At 64.8% G+C, this 25552-nt stretch carries 24 protein-coding genes; 13 read left to right on the top strand and 11 right to left on the bottom strand.

Translation table 11 applies throughout. The annotated features are described in order from the left end of the window. Positions 1-162: 162 nt before the first annotated feature. Complete coding sequence (locus ACVIJ6_RS14170) at positions 163-834, bottom strand: HAD family hydrolase (RefSeq protein ID WP_456773177.1); 672 nt, start codon at positions 832-834, stop codon at positions 163-165. 128 nt (positions 835-962) lie between these two features. Here ACVIJ6_RS14170 and ACVIJ6_RS14165 point away from each other — a divergent pair, with 128 nt between their 5' ends. The 4 genes from ACVIJ6_RS14165 to ACVIJ6_RS14150 all read left to right on the top strand — a co-directional run bounded on the left by ACVIJ6_RS14165 (position 963) and on the right by ACVIJ6_RS14150 (position 5888). Beyond that, a complete protein-coding gene (locus tag ACVIJ6_RS14165) occupies positions 963-1676 on the top strand; it encodes a hypothetical protein (RefSeq protein WP_456773176.1) in 714 nt (237 codons plus the stop codon). A 132-nt stretch (positions 1677-1808) separates the two neighbouring features. Then, positions 1809-3833, top strand: a complete 2025-nt coding sequence (locus tag ACVIJ6_RS14160) for a YgiQ family radical SAM protein (RefSeq protein ID WP_456773175.1) — start codon at positions 1809-1811, stop codon at positions 3831-3833. A 955-nt stretch (positions 3834-4788) separates the two neighbouring features. Continuing rightward, entirely contained in the window at positions 4789-5079 is a 291-nt protein-coding gene (locus tag ACVIJ6_RS14155) for a CopG family ribbon-helix-helix protein (protein WP_456773174.1), read from the top strand. A 413-nt stretch (positions 5080-5492) separates the two neighbouring features. Further along, positions 5493-5888 (top strand): hypothetical protein, encoded by a 396-nt coding sequence (locus ACVIJ6_RS14150; protein WP_456773173.1) that lies wholly within the window; start codon positions 5493-5495, stop codon positions 5886-5888. A gap of 241 nt (positions 5889-6129) precedes the next feature. Here ACVIJ6_RS14150 and ACVIJ6_RS14145 read toward each other — a convergent pair whose 3' ends face one another. Continuing rightward, on the bottom strand, positions 6130-6435 hold the full coding sequence (locus tag ACVIJ6_RS14145) for a HigA family addiction module antitoxin (RefSeq protein ID WP_456773172.1): 306 nt from the start codon (positions 6433-6435) through the stop codon (positions 6130-6132). A gap of 334 nt (positions 6436-6769) precedes the next feature. After that, positions 6770-7036, bottom strand: a complete 267-nt coding sequence (locus ACVIJ6_RS14140) for a hypothetical protein (protein WP_456773171.1) — start codon at positions 7034-7036, stop codon at positions 6770-6772. 258 nt (positions 7037-7294) lie between these two features. On the opposite strand from ACVIJ6_RS14140, the gene ACVIJ6_RS14135 reads away from it, so the two are divergent. After that, the gene (locus tag ACVIJ6_RS14135; protein ID WP_456773170.1) at positions 7295-7558 is read left to right on the top strand and encodes a nucleotidyltransferase domain-containing protein; all 264 of its coding nucleotides are present in this window, start codon (positions 7295-7297) and stop codon (positions 7556-7558) included. Positions 7559-7759: 201 nt separating this feature from the next. Here the strand turns inward: ACVIJ6_RS14135 and ACVIJ6_RS14130 are convergent, their stop codons facing one another. Then, entirely contained in the window at positions 7760-8683 is a 924-nt protein-coding gene (locus tag ACVIJ6_RS14130; RefSeq protein ID WP_456773169.1) for a LysR family transcriptional regulator, read from the bottom strand. 111 nt (positions 8684-8794) lie between these two features. Here ACVIJ6_RS14130 and ACVIJ6_RS14125 point away from each other — a divergent pair, with 111 nt between their 5' ends. The 4 genes from ACVIJ6_RS14125 to ACVIJ6_RS14110 all read left to right on the top strand — a co-directional run bounded on the left by ACVIJ6_RS14125 (position 8795) and on the right by ACVIJ6_RS14110 (position 13126). After that, on the top strand, positions 8795-9346 hold the full coding sequence (locus ACVIJ6_RS14125) for a carboxymuconolactone decarboxylase family protein (protein ID WP_456773168.1): 552 nt from the start codon (positions 8795-8797) through the stop codon (positions 9344-9346). Positions 9347-9653: 307 nt separating this feature from the next. Continuing rightward, complete coding sequence (locus ACVIJ6_RS14120; RefSeq protein WP_456773167.1) at positions 9654-10343, top strand: DUF4336 domain-containing protein; 690 nt, start codon at positions 9654-9656, stop codon at positions 10341-10343. Between the two features lie 190 nt (positions 10344-10533). Then, positions 10534-12078, top strand: coding sequence for a C13 family peptidase (locus ACVIJ6_RS14115; RefSeq protein WP_456773166.1), 1545 nt, complete (start codon positions 10534-10536; stop codon positions 12076-12078). Positions 12079-12283: 205 nt separating this feature from the next. Beyond that, a complete protein-coding gene (locus ACVIJ6_RS14110) occupies positions 12284-13126 on the top strand; it encodes an SDR family NAD(P)-dependent oxidoreductase (protein WP_456773165.1) in 843 nt (280 codons plus the stop codon). A gap of 30 nt (positions 13127-13156) precedes the next feature. Here the strand turns inward: ACVIJ6_RS14110 and ACVIJ6_RS14105 are convergent, their stop codons facing one another. After that, positions 13157-14383, bottom strand: a complete 1227-nt coding sequence (locus tag ACVIJ6_RS14105) for an NF038122 family metalloprotease (protein WP_456773164.1) — start codon at positions 14381-14383, stop codon at positions 13157-13159. Positions 14384-14628: 245 nt separating this feature from the next. On the opposite strand from ACVIJ6_RS14105, the gene ACVIJ6_RS14100 reads away from it, so the two are divergent. Together ACVIJ6_RS14100 and ACVIJ6_RS14095 are read left to right on the top strand one after the other, a co-directional pair. Next, entirely contained in the window at positions 14629-15579 is a 951-nt protein-coding gene (locus ACVIJ6_RS14100) for an aldo/keto reductase (protein ID WP_456773163.1), read from the top strand. A gap of 357 nt (positions 15580-15936) precedes the next feature. Then, on the top strand, positions 15937-17115 hold the full coding sequence (locus ACVIJ6_RS14095) for a TAXI family TRAP transporter solute-binding subunit (RefSeq protein WP_456773162.1): 1179 nt from the start codon (positions 15937-15939) through the stop codon (positions 17113-17115). Between the two features lie 39 nt (positions 17116-17154). On the opposite strand, the gene ACVIJ6_RS14090 is transcribed toward ACVIJ6_RS14095, so the two are convergent. Together ACVIJ6_RS14090 and ACVIJ6_RS14085 are read right to left on the bottom strand one after the other, a co-directional pair. Further along, complete coding sequence (locus tag ACVIJ6_RS14090) at positions 17155-18609, bottom strand: sensor histidine kinase (protein WP_456773161.1); 1455 nt, start codon at positions 18607-18609, stop codon at positions 17155-17157. Further along, positions 18609-19280, bottom strand: coding sequence for a response regulator (locus tag ACVIJ6_RS14085; RefSeq protein ID WP_456773160.1), 672 nt, complete (start codon positions 19278-19280; stop codon positions 18609-18611). Before ACVIJ6_RS14085 ends, ACVIJ6_RS14090 begins: the two co-directional genes overlap by 1 nt. A 445-nt stretch (positions 19281-19725) precedes the next feature. On the opposite strand from ACVIJ6_RS14085, the gene ACVIJ6_RS14080 reads away from it, so the two are divergent. Then, positions 19726-21477 (top strand): glycosyltransferase family 39 protein, encoded by a 1752-nt coding sequence (locus tag ACVIJ6_RS14080; RefSeq protein ID WP_456773159.1) that lies wholly within the window; start codon positions 19726-19728, stop codon positions 21475-21477. A 50-nt stretch (positions 21478-21527) separates the two neighbouring features. On the opposite strand, the gene ACVIJ6_RS14075 is transcribed toward ACVIJ6_RS14080, so the two are convergent. From ACVIJ6_RS14075 to ACVIJ6_RS14060, 4 genes are all read right to left on the bottom strand, one after another. Further along, positions 21528-21848 carry a ComEA family DNA-binding protein gene (locus tag ACVIJ6_RS14075; RefSeq protein ID WP_456773158.1) on the bottom strand — a complete coding sequence of 107 codons (321 nt, stop codon included), beginning with the start codon at positions 21846-21848 and terminating at the stop codon, positions 21528-21530. Positions 21849-21933: 85 nt separating this feature from the next. Further along, on the bottom strand, positions 21934-22482 hold the full coding sequence (locus ACVIJ6_RS14070) for a flagellar basal body L-ring protein FlgH (protein WP_456773157.1): 549 nt from the start codon (positions 22480-22482) through the stop codon (positions 21934-21936). Between the two features lie 437 nt (positions 22483-22919). Beyond that, complete coding sequence (locus ACVIJ6_RS14065) at positions 22920-23246, bottom strand: hypothetical protein (RefSeq protein WP_456773156.1); 327 nt, start codon at positions 23244-23246, stop codon at positions 22920-22922. Positions 23247-23388: 142 nt separating this feature from the next. Next, positions 23389-24075, bottom strand: coding sequence for an outer membrane protein (locus tag ACVIJ6_RS14060; RefSeq protein WP_456773155.1), 687 nt, complete (start codon positions 24073-24075; stop codon positions 23389-23391). An 839-nt stretch (positions 24076-24914) separates the two neighbouring features. Here ACVIJ6_RS14060 and ACVIJ6_RS14055 point away from each other — a divergent pair. Next, positions 24915-25412 (top strand): SH3 domain-containing protein, encoded by a 498-nt coding sequence (locus tag ACVIJ6_RS14055; RefSeq protein WP_456773154.1) that lies wholly within the window; start codon positions 24915-24917, stop codon positions 25410-25412. Positions 25413-25552 lie beyond the last annotated feature (140 nt).

Here is a 25552-nt window from a genome sequence, read left to right as displayed (position 1 = left end):
CGCGTGGCCGGGGCGGCTCCTGCCGCCGCGCTGTCGCCGAGCGCGATCATGCCGTTCGATGTCGGCGGGCGAGGAGCTAGGCATCCCCTGGACGTTTCAAAGACCATCGTCGCCGAATTATTTCGCCTGCCCTGGTTTGAACCTGCGCCACGATCGGGCGACTCAGGCGCCGGCCCCAAGCCGCTTCGTCACCAGCGCCAGCACCTCCGGCTCGTCGAAGGCAGCCGCCGTGAGCGCAGCGCCGGCGGCGATCAGATCGTCATGACCGAGATTGCTGCGCATGCCGACCGTGACGAGGCCCGCGGCATTCGCCGCGGTGATGCCGGCCCGGGAATCCTCGAAGGCGAGCGAGCGATCGGCCGCGGCCCCGACCGCGCGCATGCCTTCGAGATAGGGCAGCGGGTGCGGCTTGCCGTGCGGCAGTTCGTCGCCGATGATGACGGCGCGAAACCGATCCGTGATGCCGAGCCCGCGCAGGATCATCTCGGCGTTGGCACGAGGCGCATTGGTGACGGCGACCACGGGGATCGCCGCCGCCTTGGCCTGATCGAGCAGCGTCATCAGGCCCGGCAATGGCTGCACCTCGCCGGCGGCGAGGCTGCGAAACACCGCCTCCTTCTGCGCCATGATTTCGGCACGCCGCTCCGGCGGCTCGTCCGGCAGAAACTCGGCGCCGATCGACGCATTCGAGCGCCCCAGTAGTTCCCGCGCGGCCCGCGCCCGATCGAAGATGTGGCCATATCGCCCAAAGACGGCATTGAAGGCCTGGATGTGCAGCGCATCGGTGTCGGCCAGCGTGCCGTCGATATCGAACAACAGCGCTCGCTGTCGCATGGGGAAACTCCTCGAATCCGAAAATTTGACCGCATCTGATCCGGAAGTTGACGCGATCTGATCCAACTATCGACCATAGCGACTGTCGTTATCTCCCAAACGGCGTGAAACCGCGACGGGGGAAATTGATGATCAACCATTTCAGCGCGACGTCTCATTCGAAGTCCTTCGTGAGGCTCGGCGGCGTCGCAGCCGTGGTCTCGACAATTGTCCTTCTCACAACCGGTGCGGCGCAGGCTGCGTCGGCCAGCAGCGACACCGTCAACGGGCAGTACTGCAGCGATCTCTGCAAGGTCTATATGTCCTGGTCCAACCGCATGATGGCCAACATCACCCCCCCTTATGCGCGGCCGCAGGTGCGGGTCGCCGTGCCGCAGCACGTTCCCCAGAAGAAGACGGCGAGCGCCGACAAGGTGGAGCGGCAGGAGCGAATGCCGCAGCATCCGCCAAAGACGCACCGGCCGGCCAACCTGAACTCCTTCGCCCAGCTGCCCGCTGGCAGCCACGCCGCCCAATCGGCGATGGAGCCGCCGAAGACCGAGATCGCCGCCGACGAGCCCGGCGCCGCGCCGGCCGGCCAGCTGCTTGCGGCCGACTCGCCCCCGGCTGTGCCCTCGGCCTTGGCCGACATGCGCCGCGCGACCGAAGTGGTCGACATGCGGCTGGTGTCGATGACCGAGCCGGACAAGGCCCAGGGCTCGATCACGGTGGGCGAAGCCAACGGCAGCTCCCGCTCGAAAATGCCCTCGATCTGGATCATGCTCGCCGCCGCGGCACTGCTGGCCTTTTTCGGCCATGGCTGGATGAAACGGCGGGCCGCCGCCGCGGACGGGTTCAACTGAGCCCGCGTTCCGCGCCGGCCTGGGCGCCCCGCGACATCTCCCGGGAACCATTCCGGACAATTTGATCCTCGTCCGGCCTCGCTTGGCCGGCGCGCGGTTGAACTCGCCGGTCCCGGGCCTTATGGCTGGGCGATGAACATCCCCCTCACCGCCCCGCCTTTGAGTTCCTGGCCGCGCCACCGCGCCGACCTCAAGCCTGCGCCGTTCCTGCCGATGAGCCGGGCGGAGATGGACGCGCTCGGCTGGGACGTCTGCGACATCGTGCTGGTGACCGGCGACGCCTATGTCGACCACCCCTCCTTCGGCATGGCGATCATCGGCCGGCTGCTCGAGGCGCAGGGCTTTCGCGTCGGCATCATCTCGCAGCCCGACTGGCACTCCGCCGAACCGTTCAAGGTGCTCGGCCGCCCGCGCGTGTTCTTCGGCGTCACCGGCGGCAACATGGACTCCATGGTCAACCGCTACACCGCCGATCGCCGCATCCGCAGCGACGACGCCTACACGCCGAACGGCGAGGGCGGCAAGCGGCCCGACCGCTGCACGCTGGTCTATGCCCAGCGCTGCCGCGAGGCGTTCAAGGACGTGCCGGTCGTGCTCGGCGGCATCGAGGCCTCGCTGCGCCGGATCGCACATTACGACTACTGGTCCGACAAGGTGCGCCGCTCGGTGCTGGCCGACGCCAAGGCCGACATTCTGATCTACGGCAACGCCGAGCGCGCCGTGATCGAGGTCGCGCACCGCATTGCCGGCGGCGAGTCGCCGAAGGACATCCAGTCGGTCCGCGGCACCGCTTTGTTCCGGAAGGTGCCCGAGAGCTACATCGAGCTGCATGCCGACGATCTCGATTGCGCCGACGAAGGCGCGGCGCGCGAGAAGGGCAACGTGGTCATCCGCCTGCCGTCCTGCGAGCAGGTCGAGCAGGACAAGGAGGCCTATGCGCGGGCCTCGCGCGTGCTGCACCGGGAGAGCAATCCCGGCAATGCGCGCCCGCTGGTACAGCGCCATGGCGACCGCGACCTCTGGCTCAACCCGCCGCCGATCCCGCTGACCATGGCGGAGATGGACAGCGTCTACGACCTTCCCTACGCCCGCGCGCCGCATCCGTCCTATGGCGAGGCCAAGATCCCGGCCTGGGAGATGATCAAGTTCTCGGTCACGATCATGCGCGGCTGCTTCGGCGGCTGCACCTTCTGCTCGATCACCGAGCATGAGGGCCGCATCATCCAGAGCCGCTCGGAAGCCTCGATCCTGCAGGAGATCGAACGTATCCGCGACAAGACGCCAGGCTTCACCGGCGTGATCTCCGACATCGGCGGCCCCACCGCCAACATGTACCGGATGGCGTGCAAGGACCCGAAGGTCGAGGCCGCGTGCCGCCGGCCGAGCTGCGTGTTCCCCGAGATCTGCCCGAACCTCAACACCTCGCATGACGATCTCATCCGGCTCTATCGCAAGGTGCGCGAGGTCAAGGGCGTCAAGCGCGTGATGGTCGCCTCGGGCGTGCGCTATGATCTCGCGGTCGAGAGCCCGGCCTACATCAAGGAGCTCGTCACGCATCACGTCGGCGGCTACCTCAAGATCGCGCCGGAGCATACCGAGCGCGGCCCGCTCGACAAGATGATGAAGCCGGGCATCGGCACCTATGACCGCTTCAAGGAGATGTTCGACGCCGCCGCCCGCGAGGCCGGCAAGAAGTACTATCTGATTCCGTATTTCATCGCCGCCCATCCCGGCACGTCGGACGAGGACATGATGAACCTCGCGCTGTGGCTGAAGCGCAACCGCTACCGGGCCGATCAGGTCCAGACCTTCCTGCCCTCGCCGATGGCCACGGCGACCGCGATGTACCACACCGGCGTCAATCCCTTGCGCGGCGTGCGCCGCGGCGGCAGTGACAAGGTCGAGGCGATCAAGGGGTTGAAGCAGCGCCGGCTGCACAAGGCGTTCCTGCGCTACCACGACCCGGACAATTGGCCGGTGCTGCGCGACGCGCTGCGCGCCATGGGCCGCAGCGACCTGATCGGCTCGCGTCCTGATCAACTGGTGCCCGCGCATCAGCCGCCCGGCACCGGCAAGGCCGCCACGACGCGCCGGCCGATCCGCCCGGAGCCGCGCGCGCAGCGGTTCACGACCAAGGGCGTGAAGATCAGGAAGTAGTTCGCGAGGCGCGGACTTGGCATGCAGGCGCGCCCTCGGATCCTCTCCGCTGTCGTCCCGGACGAGCGCGCAACGCGCGCGAAGATCCGGGATCCATAACCACAGGAAGACGCGCTGGACACGTCCTGAGCCACTTGCCTGCCTCCTACATCTGCCTGTGGTTATGGGTCCCGGCTCAAGGCCGGGACGACACTGAGCTTGTCGTAGGACTGCTCCAACTCACAGGCTTGGCGCCTACCGCGCGCGGCGCATCCACGCCCCGCATCCACTCCACGATGTCCACAAACAGCCCACCGCAGCCCCCGCGGCGCATCCGCGCCCAGGTCATGCTGCCGACATCACCCTCGATCATGAGAGGGTGCAGGGAAGGCCGGACCTCGACTGAGGTCCGTGGCCCGCCTGCGGAAAAAAATGCAGGCGGCAGGTACCACGGTTCAGCCGGACGACCCGGCCTTCCCCGCGCGCTGGTTTTAGCGGCTGCTTCGCGATCTCCCTGGGGACCGGCTGTTTGCCCCCATCACCGGCGAGACGCGTCTGACGCACCATCGACCGGCTTGACCTCAGCATCGGGAGGCCAGGACCACGCGACTTGACCGTCCGCACCAGGCCTGCTCGCCGGCTCGCTTGCGCGAAAGCCCCAGGCCCGACACGTCCACCGCTCCCCGCTGCTACGCTCCGTGACGATCGGCCGAAACGTCCCTCTTCATCGCGAACGGGATGGCCGGAAACATCGTCCTGATTTGCGCGACGCTGCAAGGCGAACAGCGTGCGACAAACTGGCTCGACGGGCAGTTTGCGCATGGGCCGCATGCGAGCATTGCCCGTCGGGCAAGATAACAGAAAATCCGCACGTCGCTCGGCCAGCGCCGCACGCTCGTGTGGTCGATCGTCAGCAATTGCGCTGCTCTGATGCCGGCCGTATAGTCGACGAGCTTCCCGGCAGAAGGACTGGCTCATGACGTCGACCACCCTGACCGTCAGCGCCGGCGACAGCGTGAACGAGGGGCTGGAACGGCTCGCCAAGACGACGGGCCGCAGCCGGTCCGTTCTCGCCGCCGAGCTGATGACAGGCTCGCTCGACTTTTATGAGTGGCAGGTGCATGGCATCCAGCTCGCCATCGCATCCCTCGATCGCGGTGAGGAGATCTCCCACGACGAGGTCAGAGACTGGGTTGCGTCCTGGGCCAGCCCGACCGAAAAGCCGGTGCCTGGGAACACGGCCAAGACCACATCGAGGGACTCGTGACCCCGGTCTGGTCACCAGAGGCGATTGCCGATCTCGTCGCACTGAGCCTACATCTCGCAAGACGATCCGGCTCCAGCACAGCGTGTCGCGCCGCATATCATCCGCAATGTCGAGACGTTGCTATCTGGGCGCCCCGAAAGGCGAAGACTCCGTCGCGTACCGGGAACGCGCGAACTCGTCATCCCGCGGACGCCCTACATCGTGCCGTACAGGCTGGCAGACAAACGATACGCTCCAGATCCTCCGCATCTTCCATAGCTCGCGACGATGGCCGCGGACATTCTGAGACGCAGCCGAAATGCGAGAAATACTTTCCGGCGAAAAAGACTGAAGACTCACTCATCAGGTCCTATTCACGGCGGACGCGCACCACCCCAAGGCCTCGCCTGCAAAACGGCCGAGAGACATAGCCCGTGAAAACCCGGATTTTGCCCCCATTCATCGTAGTTCTCGTCGTCATCGCGATCGGCCTTGCCGGATCGGCCTATGCGATCTGGTCATTCATGGAGGAGTTCGGCGCGTGCGAGACAGTGGAAGAGGAGTCGATACCCGCGCCCGACGGCAAGAGCAGGATCGTGGTGTTCAGCCGCGCGTGCAATGCGACCGTACCCACCAATCGCCAGGCGAGCATCAGTCCGAACGCGGGACAGTTTTCACTGGAAAAAAATCCTCCCTTCGTCGTGGTGACCAGGAGTTCGTTCAGAGCCGTGTGGCTGTCGAATGACCGCATCGAGATCGACCTGCCCGAGGACGCCGCCGTCCGGCGGCGAGAGCCGCGCGTCGACGACATAACGATCGAGTACAGGTAGGGCGACCGGGACTGTCGGGATATCCCGCCGTGCTCACACGACGCAGCGTCGCCTCATGCTTCGAGCTCCCTTCGCAAACGCTCGACCTCGAATTACGGGAATTACGTTGACGCTGCATATAACTAGACGCCAGCGCGCCGGACACGCACAGTCGGCTCACCATCCGGTGGCATGCACCGCTTCAACACAGGCCCCCAAATACAGCACCGAACGGTGCCGGAGCCTTAAGTAACTCCTCAGGTCAAGCCGCCCGCGGCTTGTTCACCGTCTCGATGCGATCAAGAGTCTTGCCGAGCTCGCGCTTCGCGATCTGAACATCGTAGTCGGTCTGCAGATTGAGCCAGAGCTCAGGCGTGGTGTCGAGCGCCTTGGCGAGCCGGAGCGCGGTGTCGGCTGTGATACCGGTCTGCTCGCTGGCGATACGCTCGATCCGGGTCCGTGGCAAAGCGCAGACCTTGGCCAGCGCGCCCGCAGACATTCCGAGCGGGACCAGGAACTCCTCACGGAGGACCTCACCAGGATGCATCGGCTTCAGCTTCTTCGTCATTGCGGCGCCTTTCAGATAGTCTACGGAATTTCGGTGACGCTGCATACAACAAGACGCCAGCGCGCCACACACGCACTGCCGGCTTATGACCCGGCGGGCGCGTGCCGCGCCCAGGCAACACCGTACCCAAAGGCATCTTCCTCGGCTCAAGCCGCCTGCGGCTTGTCGAGCGCCTCAGCTGGCTGATCACTGCCGATCCACTCCTTCGCTTTCGCGGCAGCGGTACATCTTGGGTGCGCACGCGGACATCCCGAGACGAGGCCCCCGCCCAGAGCACCGCCGCCCGCCATGGTTGAGGGAATTTCAATACACCTTCGTTTTGATGGAGTCCTCGTCAGGCGGAGGGCTCGCGGGTGAGATCTGTTACCAACTGGTTGACGTCCATGAGGTCGCGGCGGTTCACATCCGCAGCCCTGACGGGCATCATGATTGCCTCGGCGATGCTGCCACGCGCTGCTGATGGCACATCGTGCTCCCGGCAGGGCGAGGAATGTCGGGCCTCGGCAAGGACCAGGGTTTCGGCCCGATATTTCGACAGATACGCCAACCGATGCAACGCCGAGACCAACGCATGCATCGCCCGTTGCAAGACCGGCATCAAGGTCTTCGTCGACGTCTTCGACATCCCTGACAGTGCCCGGCAATATCCCATCGACGAGTGCCGCTAGTCCAAGCGGGGGCCCAGGAAGCCGACGCGCGGCTGGCTCGCTTTGGGGCTGGCGAGGACGTCGAGCCACCGACGCCGCACGACCGAGACGGCCGGTGGGCACGCGCCAAGCCATTTCCCGGCCATTGGTTCGATGCTTTCCTCGAACCACCCGGACACCGTAACGGTTGGCCTGGTTCGGAACGGCTCGACATGGTCAGCCGCCTCGACAGGATCATCGGTGAGCGTACGGCGCATCGTCACGCGATGGCGGTCGACCGCGTCGAGCCGCTGCTGCGCGAGCTTCGCGCGGACGACATCGACATCGTCGTGATCGGCTCACTGGCGCGGGACGCGTTCAAGTCGCATTCCGACGTCGACCTTCTCGTCCGCGGTGAACTCACGACATCACGACGGCAACCGTGGAGCGCGCCGTCGCAGCCGCGATGCGCGGGTCCGGCATCCCCTACGACGTGATCTATGCTGCCGATCTCACGCCAGAGCAATTGAAGGAGTTCGAACGTGATCTCGACCCGGCATCCGGTCTTCGCAAAGCTCGCGACCAAGCTTGAGCGCGCCCGGTAGGCCAGGGGTTCCCGCACGAGATCTGTGGCTCCCCGGTCGACGATCCCGCCGACAAGACATGTCGATCCGGGGCTCGCGCCCATCGACGCGGCCTCACCCCGCATCCCCCCGGCTCAGCCCCGCTTCCGCCAACCGCGCCTTCAGGCGCGGGGCGGCGAAGGCGAGGAAGGCGCGGAGCTTGAGCGGCAGCAGGCCCTGGCCGGCATGGACCAGGCTGACCGGGGCGGGCGGCGGCTCGAAGGACTCCAAGGCCAGTTGCAGCCGGCCGGCATGGACGGCGCCGGCGACCTGATAGGACAGCACGCGGGTGACGCCGAGCCCCGATAGCGCGGCGTCGATCGCGGCCTCTGCGGTGTTGACGACGAGGCGCGAGCGGATGCGCACCGACAGCGGGCCGTGGCGCGCGCCGAAGGCCCAGGCATCGCTGGCGGCGAGGCCGTCGAAGGTGATGCAGTCATGCGTTGCGAGGTCGGAGGGCTGCAGAGGCGCGCCGCGCGCGGCGAAATAAGCGGGGCTGCCGCAGACCACGCGACGGATGGTGCCGACGCGCGTCGCCAGCAGACTGCTGTCGGGCAGCTCGCCGATGCGCAGGGCGACGTCGACCTGCTCCTCATGGACATTGACGATGCGATCGCTCATCGCCAGACGAATGTCGATCTCGGGATAGGCCTGCAGGAAGTCGCTGATGACAGGCAGCACGTGCAGCCGGCCGAACACGATCGGCGCCGTCACCGTCAGGCTGCCCCGAGGTGTGGCGTACTCGCCGGAGGCGCTGCGCTCGGCCTCGGCGATCTCCTCGAGGATGCGCCGGCTCGCCGCCACATAGGCCCGGCCGGCGTCGGTCAGGGTCAGGCGCCGGCTGGTCCGGTTCAGCAGCCGGGTGCGCAGATGCGCCTCGAGATCGGAGATCTTGCGGCTGACGGTCGCGAGCGGCATGCCGAGCCGGCGCGAGGCCGCCGAGAGACTGCCGGCATCCACCGCGGCCACCAGGGTCGCCATCGCATCGATCCGGTCCATGCTCTCACTTTATGGAAGGATACCTCTAGGACTTTCCAGCTTATCTCGAATAGCGGAAGGATATAGCTCTGTCTTCGTTCCAACCCGCTGAACCCCACAAGGAATGAAGCCATGTCCCGCCTCACCATCCCCGCCACCGTCGCCGACACGCCCGCCGCGTCCCACGCCCTGCTCGACGCCGTGAAGCGGCAGATGGGCTCGGTGCCGAACCTGTTCCGGCTGGTCGCCAACAACCCGGCCGCATTGGAGGGCTACCTGTCGCTGTCGGGCGCGCTCGGCAAGGGCCGGCTGCCCGCCGCCACCCGCGAGCGCATCGCGCTGGCGACGGCCGAGATCAACGGCTGCGACTATTGCCTGTCGGCCCACAGCTATATCGGCAAGAACCTCGTCAAGCTCGACGATGCCGAGATCAGCGCCAACCGCAGCGGCCGGTCCAACGACGCCAAGGCCGACGCCGCCGTCCGCTTCGCCGCGGAGGTGGCGCAGCAGCGCGGCCAGGTCAGCAACGACGCCGTCGCCGCGGTGAAGGCCGCCGGCTATGACGACGCCGAGATCATCGAGATCGTGCTGCATGTCGCGCTCAACAGCTGGACCAACTACATCAACAACGTGGCCCAGACCGAGATCGACTTCCCCGCGGTGGCGGCGCGCGCCGCAGCCTGACGAGATTGCAGCAGCGCTTCCGCGATAAGCGGAGGCGCTGACCTCGGATGCCAAATGAGCGACGCCACGGCGCGGCAAGGGCCGTCCGATGGAGTGGATCGACCGCAGCGGACCGCCTGGCTGCACTGGGTGATCGCGGCGAAGGCATCACGATCGGGCAAGCGGTCCGTTCAACATCGTCCTCGATTGACGCCGTGGACGACCACGATAGGATCGATCCGCAAAGGCATGATCCGCCGGACAATCTGGCATTCGCCAACTGGCGCCGGCTGCCGTGATCGCGCAAGATCCTCGCCGTGAAGCCGCAATGCTGAAAGAGTTCGGCCCCGATATCTGGACCGCCGACGGAGAACATGTCTCGGTCGCCGGGTTTTGCTATCCGACGCGCATGGCCATCATCAGACTGTCGGACGGCGGGCTCTTCGTTTGGTCGCCGGTTCATTTCACAGACGAACTCCGAGCCGAGGTGAATGCGATCGGGCCCGTGCGGCACGTCGTGGCGCCGAATTCCCTGCATCATCTCTTCCTGCACGCGTGGGCCATTGCCTATCCGGCCGCCAAACTCCATGCCGCACCAGGATTGCGAAAGAAGCGTCCGGATCTCTGCTTCGACGCGGACCTCGGCCACACGGCTCATCCTGACTGGGCGGCAGACATCGAGCAGATCTTGATGACTGGAAACGTCATCACGACGGAGGTCGTGTTCTTCCACGTCGCGAGCAGGACCGCATTGTTTGCCGATCTGCTGCAGCAGATTCCGAGTGAACTGATCTTCGGCTGGCGCGCATGGATCGCCAAGGCCGATCTGATGATCGGACCGGAGCCGAACGTTCCGCGCAAATTCCGGCTCGCTTTCGTTGATCGGCGTGCAGCCCGCGCCGCGGTGAGACACGTCCTTGCCTGGCGTCCCGATAAGATCTTGATGGCTCACGGAACACCGGTCCTGAACGATGCCGATGCTTATCTGAGACGGGCTTTCGGCTGGCTGATCGCGTGATCCTCGTCGCAGGGACCCGACGTTGACAGCGCACAGGGCTTCGGTCGGCCGTCCACGCCGTGGCACACTGCATTGGGACCTGTCGCGCCGGAGCGACAATTCGGAGGATTCACACGACCGGCGCAATCAATCGTTCGGAGATCGCGATTACCATCACACCAGGCGTCGGGTCGGGGATGGTGAAGAGAACATGAACGAACTCTGGTCGATCCTCAAGACGGCGCTGGGCGCCGCCATCTGGCGGCGTGCGGCGATGCCGGGCGCCGTCAGGATCCGCACTGCCCTCCTGTGGATCTGCGTTGCGATGGCTGCGGAGGCGGCGCGGCAATATGTTGCAGCCGACGGCGCGGCCAGCTTTACGCTGTATGGCGTCAACACGGTGATCGCCCAGGCCGCCATCCTGGTGGCCGCGGGACTATTGGTGTTCTCGGCCGATCGGACCGCGGGCGTCGCGCAATTGTTCGCGCTCGTCGTCCTCGCGGAATGCGCGGTGATGCTGATCAGCAGCCAGCCGGTGCTGGCTGCGGCCGCGGCACTGAGCGTGGCCGGCATCGCCTACTTGTCACGCAACCGCACGGCGCTGTTCTGGAAGCTGTTTGCGCTGATGGGCCTCGTACAGCTCGCAGCGCTTGCCGTCGATCGCCTGCCGCTGGCCGAGCGCGTCGATATCAGGTTCGATGGATGGATCAGCACGGCGGCCACGGCAGGGCTCGTGCTCGCGCTGCTGATCTGGTGGACCGGCGCGATCGCCGCAGCGCTGCGCAGCGATCCCGCCTATCGCCGACCGGTCTGGCGTGCCTTGGGCCTGACGGCCCTGGTGTCGGCCGCACTGGCCGCGTTGCCCGCCTATCCGACCTTCATCGGTCTCGACACGTCGCGCAGCTCCTACAATCTGTACGAATGGACTTTTGCCAAGCTGGTCGCGCTCGACAACAACACGGCCCGTCTGGTCGATGCCGATACGGTCGAGCTCGCGCAGGGGCCGTTGCTGGAGGCCGCCACCGCGAAGCTGCTGCCGGAGCGCAAGGGCAAGCCCGGCATCTATGCCATCGGGATGGCCGGCTGGTCCGACCAGGACGTCTTCATCAAGGAGCTCGACGGCGGGCTTGCGGCGCTGGACAAGGCGATCGGGCTCGACCGCGGCACGATCCGGCTCGTCAACCATCCTGATACGGTCGACGCCCAGCCGATCGCGAACCGGACGAATTTTGCGTCGGCGGTCCATGCGGTCGCCAAGGTGATGGACAAGGACGAGGACATTCTGCTGCTCTTCATCACCTCGCATGGCGGACCGACGGGCGTCGGACTGCGGCTGTCCGGCGCGTTTCACGGCCAGCTTTCGCCCGATCACATCGCCATTGTTCTCGACCGCGAAGGCATCAAGAACCGGCTCATCATCATCTCGGCGTGCTATTCCGGCGTGTTCGTCAAGCGCCTGGCCTCGCCCGACAGCGTGGTGCTGACCGCCGCCGACGAGAACAATCCCTCCTTCGGCTGCTCGAATGAGCGGGACTGGACCTTTTTCGGCGACGCCCTGTTCAACCAGAATCTCGGCGCCGGCGTGTCGCTCGAGGACGCGTTCGACAAGGCCAAAGACCGGATCACGGAGTGGGAAAAGCGGGACGCCTTGTCGCCGTCGAATCCCCAGGGCTTCTTCGGCGCCGAACTGGCGGCAAAACTCCGTGCGCGGCTGAGGCCGGACAGCGCGCGGCACGCGCTTGCCGATGCGCCCTGAACGGCCGTGCCCGACCTGGTGAGCAGCAACAGCGGAGCTTGCGACAGATCGGCCACGACTATCAGCGAGCACCGGTCACGGCTGCATCGCGGGCGCTGGTGCCACGCGCGACGACGCAACGGTTGGTGCCATTATCGGGTCGACAAATATTGTCGATATGTCCATTCTTTCAGCGGCGCCGGCAGCGACGGCGATCGCTGCCTCCATGAGCAAGGGAACCGTCATGCCGACCATCATCATCACCGGTGCCAGCGACGGCATCGGCGCCGCCGCTGCGCGGCAGTTGAAGGCGCACGGGCACAATGTCGTGCTGGTCGGGCGCAGCAAGGCCAAGACCGAGGCGCTGGCGCGCGAGCTGAATGCGCCCTTCCACCTCGTCGACTATACGCAGCTTGCCGATGTCCAGCGGCTCGCCGGTGAGCTGCTCGATCACGGCCGCATCGACGTGCTCGCCAACAATGCCGGCGGCATCATGGGCCAGCGCGCGCTCACCTCCGACGGCTTCGAGATGACATTCCAGGTCAACCACCTCGCGCCGTTCCTGCTGACCCGGCTGCTGCTGGAGCGCCTGATCGCCAGCCGGGCCAAGGTCATCCAGACGGCAAGCGCCGCGGCCAACATCTTCGGCCGCAATTTCGATGTCGACGATCTCAACAATGAGCGCGGCTACACGCCACAGGGCGCCTATGGCTACGGTAAGCTGGAGAACATCCTGTTCACCCGCGAGCTCGATCGCCGTCACCGCGCCGACGGGATCGCGGCGGTCTCATTCCATCCCGGCATCGTACGCTCCAACTTCGCCAACGATACCACGCATTTGATGCGGCTGTTCTATCACTCGCCGCTGAAATATCTGATCACGATCAGCCCCGAGCGCAGCGCACAGCGGCTGACGCGGCTGGCCGAGGGCACGGCTGGAGCGGATTGGCAGCTTGGCGAATGCTATTCCGGCCGCAAGCCGATGCCGGTAGCCTTCAAGGATGACGGCACGGCCGCACGCAGGCTGTGGGAACGCAGCGAAACCTTCGTCAAGCCCTGGCTCGGATGAGCGCTGGCAGTCCTCGCCTGCCCCGCTCTCTCAGGTCGCGCTGATGGCATGCAGATGCATGGCGAGCGTCATGCCATCATGATGAAGCGTAGCGGAATGTGAGGCGTAGGACGCCATGTGGTCATGCGACGGACTGCCATCGGCCGCATTGGCCGCGACCGCATCGGCCCGCGCATTCGCAAGCACCTGCGCCGCGCCAGCGGGATCTCCCAGCTTGGCAAGGCTGGCCGCCGTCTCGGCGGCCACGGCCGAGGCGATGGTCGCGGCCTGCTGGGCCGTCTGCACCGGTGCCGCGGCGCCGGCAGCCTGCGGCAATTGAGCGAGCAGCGCCTGCGTGTTCGGCGTCGAGATGTTGAAGCCAAGGGCCTCCAGCACCACGAGGTCGATCGGCGACAGGAATTGCGACGTCGTGGGATTGTAGAACTCATTGAGCGGGTCGCTGGCACCTTGAATGCCGGTGTTGAGGAAATCCGCCGGATCGGAGGTCTGGCCGAAATCCGCAATCTTGGTGACGCCGCCATCGATCGAGAAATAGGCCGGCGGTGCCGAACTCAGGCTGTTGTTGATCAGATTGTGGCCGGGACGGGTGAAGTCGAACAGATCGAACACATCCGCCTGACCCGGCGTGGGCACGCGTCCCAGCGCATGCGACAGCTCATGCAGCGCGACGCCGACCAGCGACTGCGTCGGAATATCGGTGTTGAAGGTCGCAAAGCCATCCTGCGTGGTGGCGTCGTTCGGCGCGATCAGGCCGAGCACCTTCGCCTCGGCGTTGGAGACGGCGACCATCGCATGGCCCTGGATCGTCGCGCCGGCCTTCAGATGATCGAACACGGTGTCGCCAGCCGCCGCATGACCGACGAGATCGGCCTTGAGCTGCGTATAGTTGACCAGCACGCCATTGCTGATATTGGCGCCGGCGCCGCCGCCGGTGCCCGCATAGTCAATTGCGAGATTGATGGTGGCCTTGTCGGTGATCGCCGACGACAGGATGGAAGCCGCCTGCTCGACGCCGGCGCGGAAGCTCTCGGGCGCGGCGGCCGCGGCCGCATCGAAGGTGAGATTGAAGGTGAGGCCGCCGGTGTGCACCGACACCGTCTCCGAGCCGTCGGCGTGAAACACGGGTTTGGACACCGCTCCGGCCGGCAGCGCTGCGGCTGATGCCACAGCGCCGGCGCTCGCGGCGGCCGCGGTCGGCTCAAGGCCGTTGATCGCATCGGAGCTCAGTCCGAGTTGGTCATAGGTCAGCATGTTCATTCAACGGACTCCCCAAGCTTCACCCCGAACTCGCAGCTGCGAGGCATTCGCAAGAGATAGCGTCGTCGGTGACTAAGTGAAAAGTCTGACGCAGCCGGACCGTCTTCGGGGCAGACTGCGTCACGGTTGGGTCCGCAAGGGCTGCCCCGCCATGCTGGTGCCGCTCTGGTCACGCGCAGCGAACACAGGCAATCTGCAGCTCAACCCCAGCTCCCCCTCAAGCTCCGCTCAATCGAGAGATCGTCATGAAGATGCGTCCGCTCGGCCGTTCCGGCCTCCTCGTTCCACCCCTCTGCTTCGGCTGCAACGTGTTCGGCTGGACCGTGGACGAGGCGGCGTCGTTCCGCCTGCTCGACAAGGTGCTGGAGGCCGGGATCAACTTTCTCGACACGGCCGACGTCTATTCGCGCTGGGTACCGGGCCACACCGGCGGCGAGTCCGAGACCATCATCGGCAAATGGATGAAGCTGCGCGGCAACCGGGACAAGATCATCCTCGCCACCAAGGTCGGCATGGACATGGGCGACGGCAAGGTCGGGCTGAAGCCCGACTACATTGCGCGTGCGGTGGAGGATTCGCTGCGCCGGCTGCAGACCGAGGTGATCGATCTCTATCAGTCGCACAAGGACGACGAGACGACGCCGCAGGAAGAGACGCTGGCGGCCTATGACAAGCTCATCAAGGCCGGCAAGGTGCGCGTCATCGGCGCTTCGAACTTTTCGGCCGAACGGCTGCAGGCCGCGCTCGACATCGCCAAGGCGAACAATCTGCCGCGCTATGAGAGCCTGCAGCCCGAATACAGCCTCGCCGAGCGCAGTTCCTACGAGGGAGCGCTGCAGCGCGTGTGCGAAAGCAACGACGTCGGCGTCATCACCTTCTTCTCGCTCGCGGCCGGCTTCCTGACCGGCAAGTACCGCTCGGAGGCCGATTACGGCAAGAGCCCGCGCGGACAGCGCGGCATTCCGAAATACATGAACGAGCGGGGTTTGCGCATCCTCGCCGGCCTTGATGCCGTGGCCAAGGAGACCGGCGCCGAGCCGGCATCGATCGCGCTGGCCTGGCTCTTGGCCAAACCGTCCGTGACCGCACCGATCGCGAGCGCCACAAAGCCGGAGCATGTCGACACACTGGTCGCCGCGACCCGGCTCACACTGACACCCGATCAGGTCGCGCGGCTCGATGCCGCAAGCGCTTGAGGTAGTCAGGACGCCTCGATCATTGCGAGGCGCGCATCGCGACGGCGCCGAAGCCCGTCGGCCGTGCGCGCCCCGGCACGGGTCGCGAATTCACGACATCGATGCGGCCAAACGCACGCAACACGGATGCATTCAGACAAACACGATTTGTAGTCATCATACCGCGCGCCCTGCTTCGGATACGACACGGACTCATGCAGCGCATGCTACACGCCGGTACCGCAATTCCAGCGCAGGCATGGAGCTGATCAGGCAAATTTGCAGCATCTTGCGCATCGCCGCGCTGCTGCCAAATTTCGGCCGGGATCGAACTGCTAGTTGCACGACTAAAGTAGAATAAGTCCGGGGAAGCGTTCGGTGAATCGTGTCGCACGTGTCGTTGTTGGCGCCTTCGTCTCCACATTCGGCTTCTCGTCCCTCGTCCCGTTTTCCGGCCGCGCCGCAGCGCAGCAAGGGCAACAGCACCGACCGCCGCCGCCGGCCAATGCGGCCGTGGTCGGCAATCTCCCGGACCGCGAGGCGCTGAACTCCGGCACCGTGACCGTCATCACCGCGCCGATCGGCGGTCCGATGTCGGTGATGGGCTCCGACATGGCGGCGGTGCTCGACGAAGGCGAGAACCTGCGCGTCCTGCCGATCCTCGGCAAGGGATCGGCGCAGAACCTTGTCGACATCATCATGTTGAAGAACATCGACATGGGCTTCGTCGCCACCGACGCGCTGGAATTCGTCAAGACGGAATACAATATCCCGGACATTGCGCAGCGCGTGCGCTACATCGCGCAGCTCTTCCATAACGACGTCCACATTGTCGCACGGCGCGAGATCCGCAGCCTGCAGGACCTCAACGGCCGGCGCGTGTTCGCGGAGCGCTCGATCGGCCTGCCGGCGGCGCGGACGATCTTCCGCCGGCTCGGCATCCAGGCCGAGATCGATTCGCAGACCGATCCGACCGGGGGTCTGCAGAAGCTGATCGACGGCCAGGGCGACGCCTGGATCGCCTCAGTGTCGAAGGACGCCCCCGTCATCAAGGGCATCAAGAATGAGGGGGGCCGGCTGCATTTGCTGCCCGTGCCCTACGACCGCGCATTGCAGGACATCTACCTGCCGACGACATTCTCGTCCGAGGAATATCCGAACCTGGTGCCGGCCGGGACCAAGGTCGACGCGGTCGCGGCCTCGACCGTGCTGATGGTCTACAACTGGCCCGAAGGAAGCGAGCGCTACCGCCGCACGGCGAGGTTTGTCGACGCGCTGTTCGGCAAGATCCAGGTTTTGCAGTCGCCGCCGCGGCATCCGAAATGGCGCGACACCGTCCTATCCGCGCCGGTGTCGGGGCTGATCCGCTTCAAGGCGGCGCAGGACTGGCTCGACGGCGTAGGCCGGATGCAGTCGCCGGCGGAGGACCAGCGCACGCCGGCGGAATTCCGCAAATTTCTCGACGAGCGCAAGACGCAGGCGCGCATGTCGACGGACGAGGCGGCCCGGCTCTATAGCGACTTTCTGAAATGGCAGCGGAGCAAGGAGACGCGCTGAGGCAGCGCGTCAGCATTCAAGCGGCGCGGCCGGAGATCCTCAACACCAGCGCTGCAGCAGACCGGCCTTTTCCGTTGCGCCTCCGGCCGCGGACTCCGAACCGTTGTTCGCCAGCGACGGCGCGTCCCGAACGTCTGCGCGCGCGAAGCTGAGCGCGACCGTGGTTCCTCCGCCCGGCGTGGCGCGCAGCCCGACGCGGCCATGATGGGCGGCCATGACCTGAGACACAATCGAAAGCCCGAGTCCCATTCCTTCGCCGCGGGCATGGCCGCGCTCGAACGGCTCAAGCAGCCGTTCAGGTTCATCCGCCTGCAGACCGGGGCCGGCATCGATCACGCTGAGACTCGCGGCGGTGTCCACTGCAACGAGAATGGGACCGCCTGCCCCGGCATGAATGACGGCATTCCTGATCAGATTCGACAGCGCCACCGCGATCGCCGGCTCCGAGCCGCGGATCCACACCGGAGCGTCAGGACCGGTGAATCCGATCTCACCTCCGGCCTTCAGCGCCATCGGCACATGCTCGGCCGTCACCCGTCGCGCCAGCGCCACAAGATCGATATCGGTCAGTTCGACCGGCTCCATCGAAATCCGCGCCAGTTGCAGGAGCATGGTGACGATGGTCGATAATTTCTGGTTCTCTGCAATGAGCCTGGCACGCAGCGCGCCATCCGGGATCACCTCGAGCATCGTCCGCGCATTGGTCAGCGGCGTCCTCAGTTCGTGCGCGGCGTTGGACAGGAAATTTCGCTGCGCCTCGGCCGCCCGGTCGATCCGGGACAACGCCCGATTGAACGCGGTGACCAAGGGCAGCAATTCAGCGGGCGCGTTGGCTTCAGGCAGCCGGCGGCCGTCCGGCACGCCGTCGATCATCTCGGCGGCGGTGGCAACAGCGCGCACCGGACGCGCGATTGCTGCCGGCACGAACACCAGGGCGGCGAAGCCGGTCGCCAGCAGCACCAGGATAATCGGCAGCGCGACGATCGTTGCATCCGTCAGGGTCCCGAGCATCAGCTGTGTCGACGTATAAGCCACGCCTCCAGTCTCGATGAGGACCTCGCCGACCGGCGTATTGCGCACGGCCGTCATTCGCTTGAAGTTTCGGGTCTCACCATCGATGGCGTAGGCAAGAAAGCTGGTCCCATCCTGAACCGTGATCGGCTTATGGGGACGCCATTTCGGCAGCTGACCATGGCTGACCTCGCCGCTCTTGTCGGAGACGACGTACCAGAATGTCGGAAAATCCTGGATGATCTTGTCGAGACGCGGAGTCTGTTTGACCAGAAGCTGGCCTTGCGCATCGCGTGCAACCGCCTCCTTCAACGCATCCGCGACATCCGCAGCGCCCCAGGTGCCATCATCGTCGCCACCGAACCTGATCAGCAGGGCGGCGGCGCAGATCAGCATGATCGTCGTGACGACTCCGATCAGCGTCGCTGACAGCAGCGTAATCGAACGGCGCATGCCTTTGAGCTTCTTCCAGCTCGCGATCATCACTCACCGCTCAGCAAATAGCCGAGGCCGCGCACCGGCCTGATCGTCGCCCTGCAGTTGGCTTCGCGCAGGCGGCGCCGCAGCCGTGAGACGTGGGCCTCGATGGCGTTGGACTGAATTTCATCCTCGAACCCGTAAGCCGCCGATTCGAGCGTCTCGCGCAAAACCACCCGCCCGCTGCGACGCACGAGGGCCTCCAGGATCGCCAACTCGCGCCGCGGCACGACGATCGGATTGCCATCGACGCCAACGGCGCGATTGACGATATCGTAGCTCAGATTGGCGATCGAGACGACAGCACCCCTGTCGAGGTACAGGCGCCGCAGCACCGCCCTGGCCCGCGCGACCAATTCGATCGGCTCGAACGGCTTGGCGACGTAGTCATCCGCGCCCTCATCGAGCGCCCGCGCAATGTCGGCAGGGTCGTCCAGGGCCGTCAACACCACCGTTGCGGGACTGGGCTTCTGTTGCCGGAGGTCAGGCAAGAGCGCAAGTCCGTCGCCATCGGGAAGCCCCCGGTCAATGACCACAAGCTCGAAAGTGCGCACAGCGATCGCGGCCCGCCCCTCATCAAGAGTCGTCACGATATCGGAAGAGCCGAAGGCTGTTGCGAGTGCATCCCGCAGCCAGATACCTAGCTGGGGGTCATCTTCCACGACCAGCACTCGCACGCTACTCTCCTGCGCCATTTGCACGCTGTTGTTCCTATGATTACAGGGGGATTACAATAGAATTACGTCAGGAGCTACCCGATACCGTTTTCTGGAACCCCTTCCTCTCACCGCCGGGTTGCTCGTCCCCTTCAGGCAGAAAACCTGCCGCCCATCCGCTGCGCTGCGGTCCACCGCAGGGAATTGACCTCGCCGCTGCGGGCGCGATCGAACCACATTGGCGCCGCCGACTTGACGCGACCGAGCCCACGACACCAGAAGTTGTAGCTCCAATGGTTCACCGCCATGCTTGCAGTTGTATGACGCCCACTGGCCGCGGGATCGAGCTATCACCGTGACAGCATCGCCGCGAACACAAACGTTCCAGGATGTCAGCTTATTGTAATCCTGGGCGCGGAGACGGATGCACGGACACCGTCTGGAAAACGTTCACGGAGCTTGACGCATGATCGACCGGACACCGGGGGTCGCCGCACCCCCATCGGCTCCGGCTCGGTCAGCGTCAATGCTGGACTGCCGACGGAGCGAAGCAGCCCCGCTTCCGCTTTGCTCCTGCCAACATCTGCTCCGGGGACTGTACCGAACTTACGATCATTGGCTTTCGGCGACCGCCGAACAGTCGGATCGAAGCCCGGCGGCTTGGCGTCGTCCGTTCCTGCGATGGCTGGACGCCCTTGAGGGGGGCTGGGCCGTGCCGCTGCTGCTGACCTGTTTCGCGGCGGCCTGGACGGCGTATCTCGCCGTCGCCTATTCCGGTGCCGGACTGCATCCGGACACCCTCGAGACCTGGACGTTTGGAAGACATTTCGCCTGGGGCTACTTCAAGCATCCGCCGCTGATGGGATGGGTGGCCGGCGCCTGGAGCCGCCTGTTTCCGCCGACCGACTGGTCGTTTCACCTGATGGCGATGACCAATGCTGCGCTCGCGCTGTGGTTTGTCGACCTGATTTCGCGGCGTTTCGTTGCCGGAGACAAGCGGGCGATCGTGCTGCTTCTCCTGATGCTCACGCCAGTTTACCAATTTCATGCCCAGCGATTCAACGCTAACTCCGTCCAACTGGCGACGTGGCCACTCGCGACCTATTGCTTTCTGCGCGCGTATGAATCGCGGACGTTTCTCTGGGCCGCCATGGCGGGCTTGACCGCCGCGTTCGCGATGCTGGGCAAGTACTACTCGATCTTCCTGATCGCGAGCTTCGGACTGGCGGCGATCGTACATCCACAGCGTCGCGCTTACTTCACGTCGCTCTCGCCCTGGGTCTCCGCCGTCGTCGGACTGGCCGCGCTATGGCCGCATCTGGATTGGCTCATTGCGAGCGATGCGGCTCCGATCCATCACGCGCTCACGCATGCCAATTCCGACATGCTGAGATCGCTCCACGACTCATTTTCGTTCGTGATGGGACTTGCGGCAGCACTGGCTATACCTGCCTTGACCTGGGTCGTGGCAGCCGGCAGCAGGATCATGCGAATACCCAGGGATTTCGCAGCGCTTGATGATGGCCTGCGCCTGCTGTTTTACGTTGCTATTGGGACCATCTGCCTTCCGGTCGCCAACGCCCTGATCATGGGGACTGATTTGCCGTCCCTCTGGGCGGTCCAGGGGCTGTTCTTGTTTGTCCTGCTGGTGGTATGCGGCGCGAGTTACAGGGTCGAGCGGTTCTACACTGTCAATATGACTGTCCTGGTTGCCGCAATCGCCCTCGTCGCCATCACCATCGCCGCTCCCCTCCATGCGCTCTACCGCAATTCGTTCGGCTACGAAGAGGGCCGGGGATTCTATCGTTCCGTCGCATTCGAAACCACCCGACAATGGCGCGAATTGACCGGAGTGCCGCTCAAATCTGTCGTCGGCAACGAGAGCCTCGGATTTGCGGTCGCATTCTACAGTCCCGACCATCCGTTTTACGGATTGTCTCCGGCACTCGCCCAGCCTGCCGCGGACGGACCTGTCGGTGCGACTCAGGATCAAGGATGGGCCTCCGTCTGCTTTCTTGATCAAGTCGATTGTATTGAGGCCGCAACATCGCTGGCCGTTGCGGCAGGGAATTATGTGAGGCGCGAGTTCACGATGCAGTCGCAACTGTCCGGCTTGGCCGGGCTGTCGCGAGCAGCCGTCGCGTTTTTCGTGCTGCCGAAGGTCGACGGCCTGCGATCGTCACACCCGCATGATCCAGCCCGACCGGGCAGCAAATAATGCGGCAGGCGCGCGGACCGCGAGCCTTAACAATCCCCTACGGGGTCTCGTCAGAACGTCACGAGAATCCGGATCTCGTCGTAGGCGAACGATGGCACCACCCTGCGCGCCACGAAATCGTTCCAGTCTTTGAACTTCGACTTGTCTCGCGCTTCCACGATCGCCTGGGCGCTGGCAGCGCTGAGGCGCGGCAGTTTCCGTAACTCCTCGGCGGGAGCCGTATTGAGATTGAGCCTCTTGGCTTCCCGGACGACCCGGCCTGGCTGCGGCGTTTGCTGAATATCCGCTTCTGGCGAAGCAACCAAGACGGCGGCCACCGTGCCACCAGCAGCGATCAATGCGCAGCTGAGCCAGATGATTCGCGTCATCATCCTAGCCGTATCCCACGAACCGGCGACAGTCCCGATGCGGCAGTGCACGACGGACGGGTTACGCGAGGATGACCTGCACGCGGCGCTATCGCAGGTGAGCGGCAGCTTGGCGCCGGTGATAGGAGATCTGCATCTGCTTCATCTTCGAAGCGTCGATCGAATGGTCAACGCGAAGGCTGTCCGTCGGGATGACACCGGAAACCTCCAGATCGACAATCCCGCCATCGATCTGCATCGTGCGCCGCCCCTCGACGACGAGACCGCCGTCCGGAATCACGCGCGTGACCACGGCCGCCATGCTCATCCGTTTCAACTCTGCCTGGCCGACCGTCGTGCGGCCGGCAGTGTCGCGCGACGACGAAGCATCCGCCCTGCGGCTTGCCACGGCGCCGCCGGTGTCAGGCAGCTCGTCCGCGCGCCGATTGGGATTTGCGCCACTTTGCGTGGACGTGTTGCCCGGATTCTCCGCGATATTGACTGTCACGGTGACGATATCGCCAATCTGCGGCGCGCGCTGCTTCGTGGACCAGGCATGCGATAAAGAGCGCAACCGGCGGTTCGGCTGATGCGCCGGAAGGCGGGCGGCTGCGGCTGGCAGCAGCGGCTGAATTGGCGCTTCGTCCGGCTCGGTCAAAGGCTCAGCTGGCAAAAACGCAGCAGAGCACGCGGGACCGTCGAACTGCGCGCACCCCGACAACATGACCAGAACGTTAGCGGCCAGGAGTGCACGCACAACTCTGCCGAACGTCACGACCGGTCTTTCGACACAACAAATGTCACAACATCATCTTCTTATATGCGGCCAAGCCGCATCGCGGACCAGGACGAACAACGCCAGAAGCAAACAGGACATCAGATCGCTGCGGGGCAGGCGATCTGACGCACGGGCGCTGACATCCGAGAACCTGGCGTCTCCGTAGGCCGCCGGCCCCGTCGGCCCTGCGCCCGCCGTCCGTTCACAAGCCGGACCGGCCCCGCCCCTGCTCGCCTTGTTTGCGCAGAGGAGCCACGACATCCGAGAAAGGGCCCCGCCTTGGCGGGGCCTGCAGGTCTCGGTTGCGCTCGGTCGCCTCAGTAGCCCGACCAGGCTCCATCCGAGTAGCCATCCTTGTATCCGGACACATAGCCGTCCGCGTAACCGTCGCCATATCCCGGATCATAGTCGTAGACATGATGACGGCGATAAACGACTCGTGGCGGCGGATAGTTGTCATCGACGTAGACGTAGCCCGGTGCTGAACGAGCGGCGGCCGCGGATCCTAAAAGAGCTCCGATGGCCAGGCCGCCCACCACCCCTGCCGCCACGGCCGCACCACGATTGCCACCGGCCGACGCCTGGGTCGTCGTCGCACCGGTGACGGCCAACGCCACGATGAGACATGCGCTGATCTGCTTCATTGTGTTCTCCATGAGGACGCGCCAGGACGACGCGCCTGAGACCAATCGAGACGATCAGAGTCACACCTGCAGCTTACCACACCATGACAAAGTGGGTCTGCCGTGCCGCGATCATGTCGCGGCACGGTACCGCTTGGTGTCGTCAGAATCGATAGTTGACGCCCACGCTCACCGTATGGAGCGTGCTGTCAAACGTACCATTCCTCACGAGCCGTCCGGGTGACGGTGCGACGAAGCGCGCGGTACCGAAGTCGTAATACTGATACTCCAACTTCGTCGACCAATTCGGCGCGAACATATATTCAAGGCCCGCCCCGACCGTATAGCCGCTCTTGTTGTCACGGATAGCAAAGGCAACCGGCGTCCCGGCCCGCGATCTCACGCCGTAGCTCGTGTCCTGATAGGCATATCCGCCTTTGACATAAAGCAGACCTGCTCCCCACGTGTAGCCGAGGCGCCCTGTCAGTGCACCGATGCCATTGCGGTCGCGGGTCAGCTCGCGACGACCGAGGGTGGAGGCCTGCCCGTTTCCAGCAAGCCAGCTGTATTGGCCTTCGGCGCCCAACACCCAGTTCGGCGCAAACTGGTAGTCAGCGCCAAGCTGCAAGCCGCCGAGGAAACGCGATTCCCGGCCGAATGCTCCGCTGGCACCGCTGAACTCTCCGCCGAGATGGCCGCCGACATAAAGACCGGTCCAACTGCGGACGGGCGAGATCTGCGGTACAGCGACGACGGAGGTCTTGGCCGGCCTCGCAGCGAGATCTGCGGCGATTGCGCTCTCGGCGCCGAAAAGAGCAATAGCTGTAGCAACAAGCAAAGTCTTATTCATCTCATCCTACGATGTTGCATCTGGTCCGCTCACGATGTTCGGCCAGTTCATCGCAGAGAAATGCCGCATTCGCCTTGCGACAGCATTACAAGTCGCCTTAAACACCACGCTCCGGACATAATTCATCTCGTCGTACGGCAGATCGTGAACGGTCATGCGCGTGTGAATGTCTTCACGACGCGACATAGCGCTGCGTGGCACCGCACGCGCTCGTCCAAGCAAGACAACCGATTGCTTCAGCGCGATGCGATAGAGGCAGCTCACAATTCAGAGCCAGAACGCTCTGCAGGCCGTTCGGGAATGTGGGGCTGGACACCTCCCGAACGGCCCGCTCACTGGAGTCCGACGACGTCCGAAGCCATGCGGGCTTACCAGTGTAGAGAAGGAGCGCGCCGCAGTGGGGCGGAGCTGGCCTCGACGAGGCCCGACGCTCTGTTCCGCAACGCCATTCCAGTGTCCGGCCGGGCGAGATCGACATCGAGATTCGTGAGCACGGTTCCCGGTCTACGCTGTCGACAGCGAAGATAATGCCGCCTCGATCGTAAGGACACGCGCAAGCTAGCGAGCGAGCCTTACCGCAGCATTACGATGCTTGGATCGATGCGGGTCGTCGGCGGACTGGCAAGGAGAGTGGATCTCCCGCGCGTCAGCCTGTCGTAACGATCCAGCGGCTAATGGCCCAGCGTCTTGGCAGCAACATCTGTTGAGACGTCCGGTGAGGGATCGTTCGGCCTGATCAGGTCACCACTGGATCAGTGCGCGGCGCCCCCCCGCACGCGAACAGCGCGCTCGTTTCGTCCGTCACGCGAACCGGCGCATTACGTACAAGGAGTCATCGCATGAAAACAACGCAAGTCATTCGTGTCAGCGCGGTGCTGCTCCTTGTCGGCATAAGCGAGCAAGCTGCGGCAACCGGGCTGGAAGGTTACGCCGGGGTCAATCTGAACATCCGCTCTGGACCGAATGTGCGGTTTCCAGCTGTTGGCGTGCTGGGGTCCGGTTCGTCGCTGACGATTCACGGCTGTCTCAGCGGCTATAAATGGTGCGATGTCAGCGCTTCCGGCCTTCGCGGCTGGGCCTCTGGTGCTCACATTCAGTTCATCTACGAGACACGGCGTGTCTACGTTCCCTCCTACGCGCCACGCGTCGAGATTCCAACCCTGACGTTCCACATCGAAACATATTGGCACGAGCACTACCGCGAGCAGCCATTGTACGTCGATATGCCGCAATGGGTCGGCTACCATTGGGAGGAGGACAATCTGCCTCCTGGCTGGCGAGACAATTGGGACGACGACTACTTCGGCCACGAATATGAGCCACCGAGTGGCGAATGAGCTCTGCCGGACCAGCACCGTTCGCCAAGCACATCGTTACTGGCCGAGGCCGGGAGCCGCGCGTCCGGTCGCGGCTCAACCGCGGAAATGACCATCCGGCGATTGGCGAATGCAAGATGGCACGCCGTTTTCCGCAAACG

Source organism: Bradyrhizobium sp. USDA 4369, from assembly GCF_054056435.1.
This window is presented reverse-complemented; position numbering and strand designations above follow the sequence as displayed.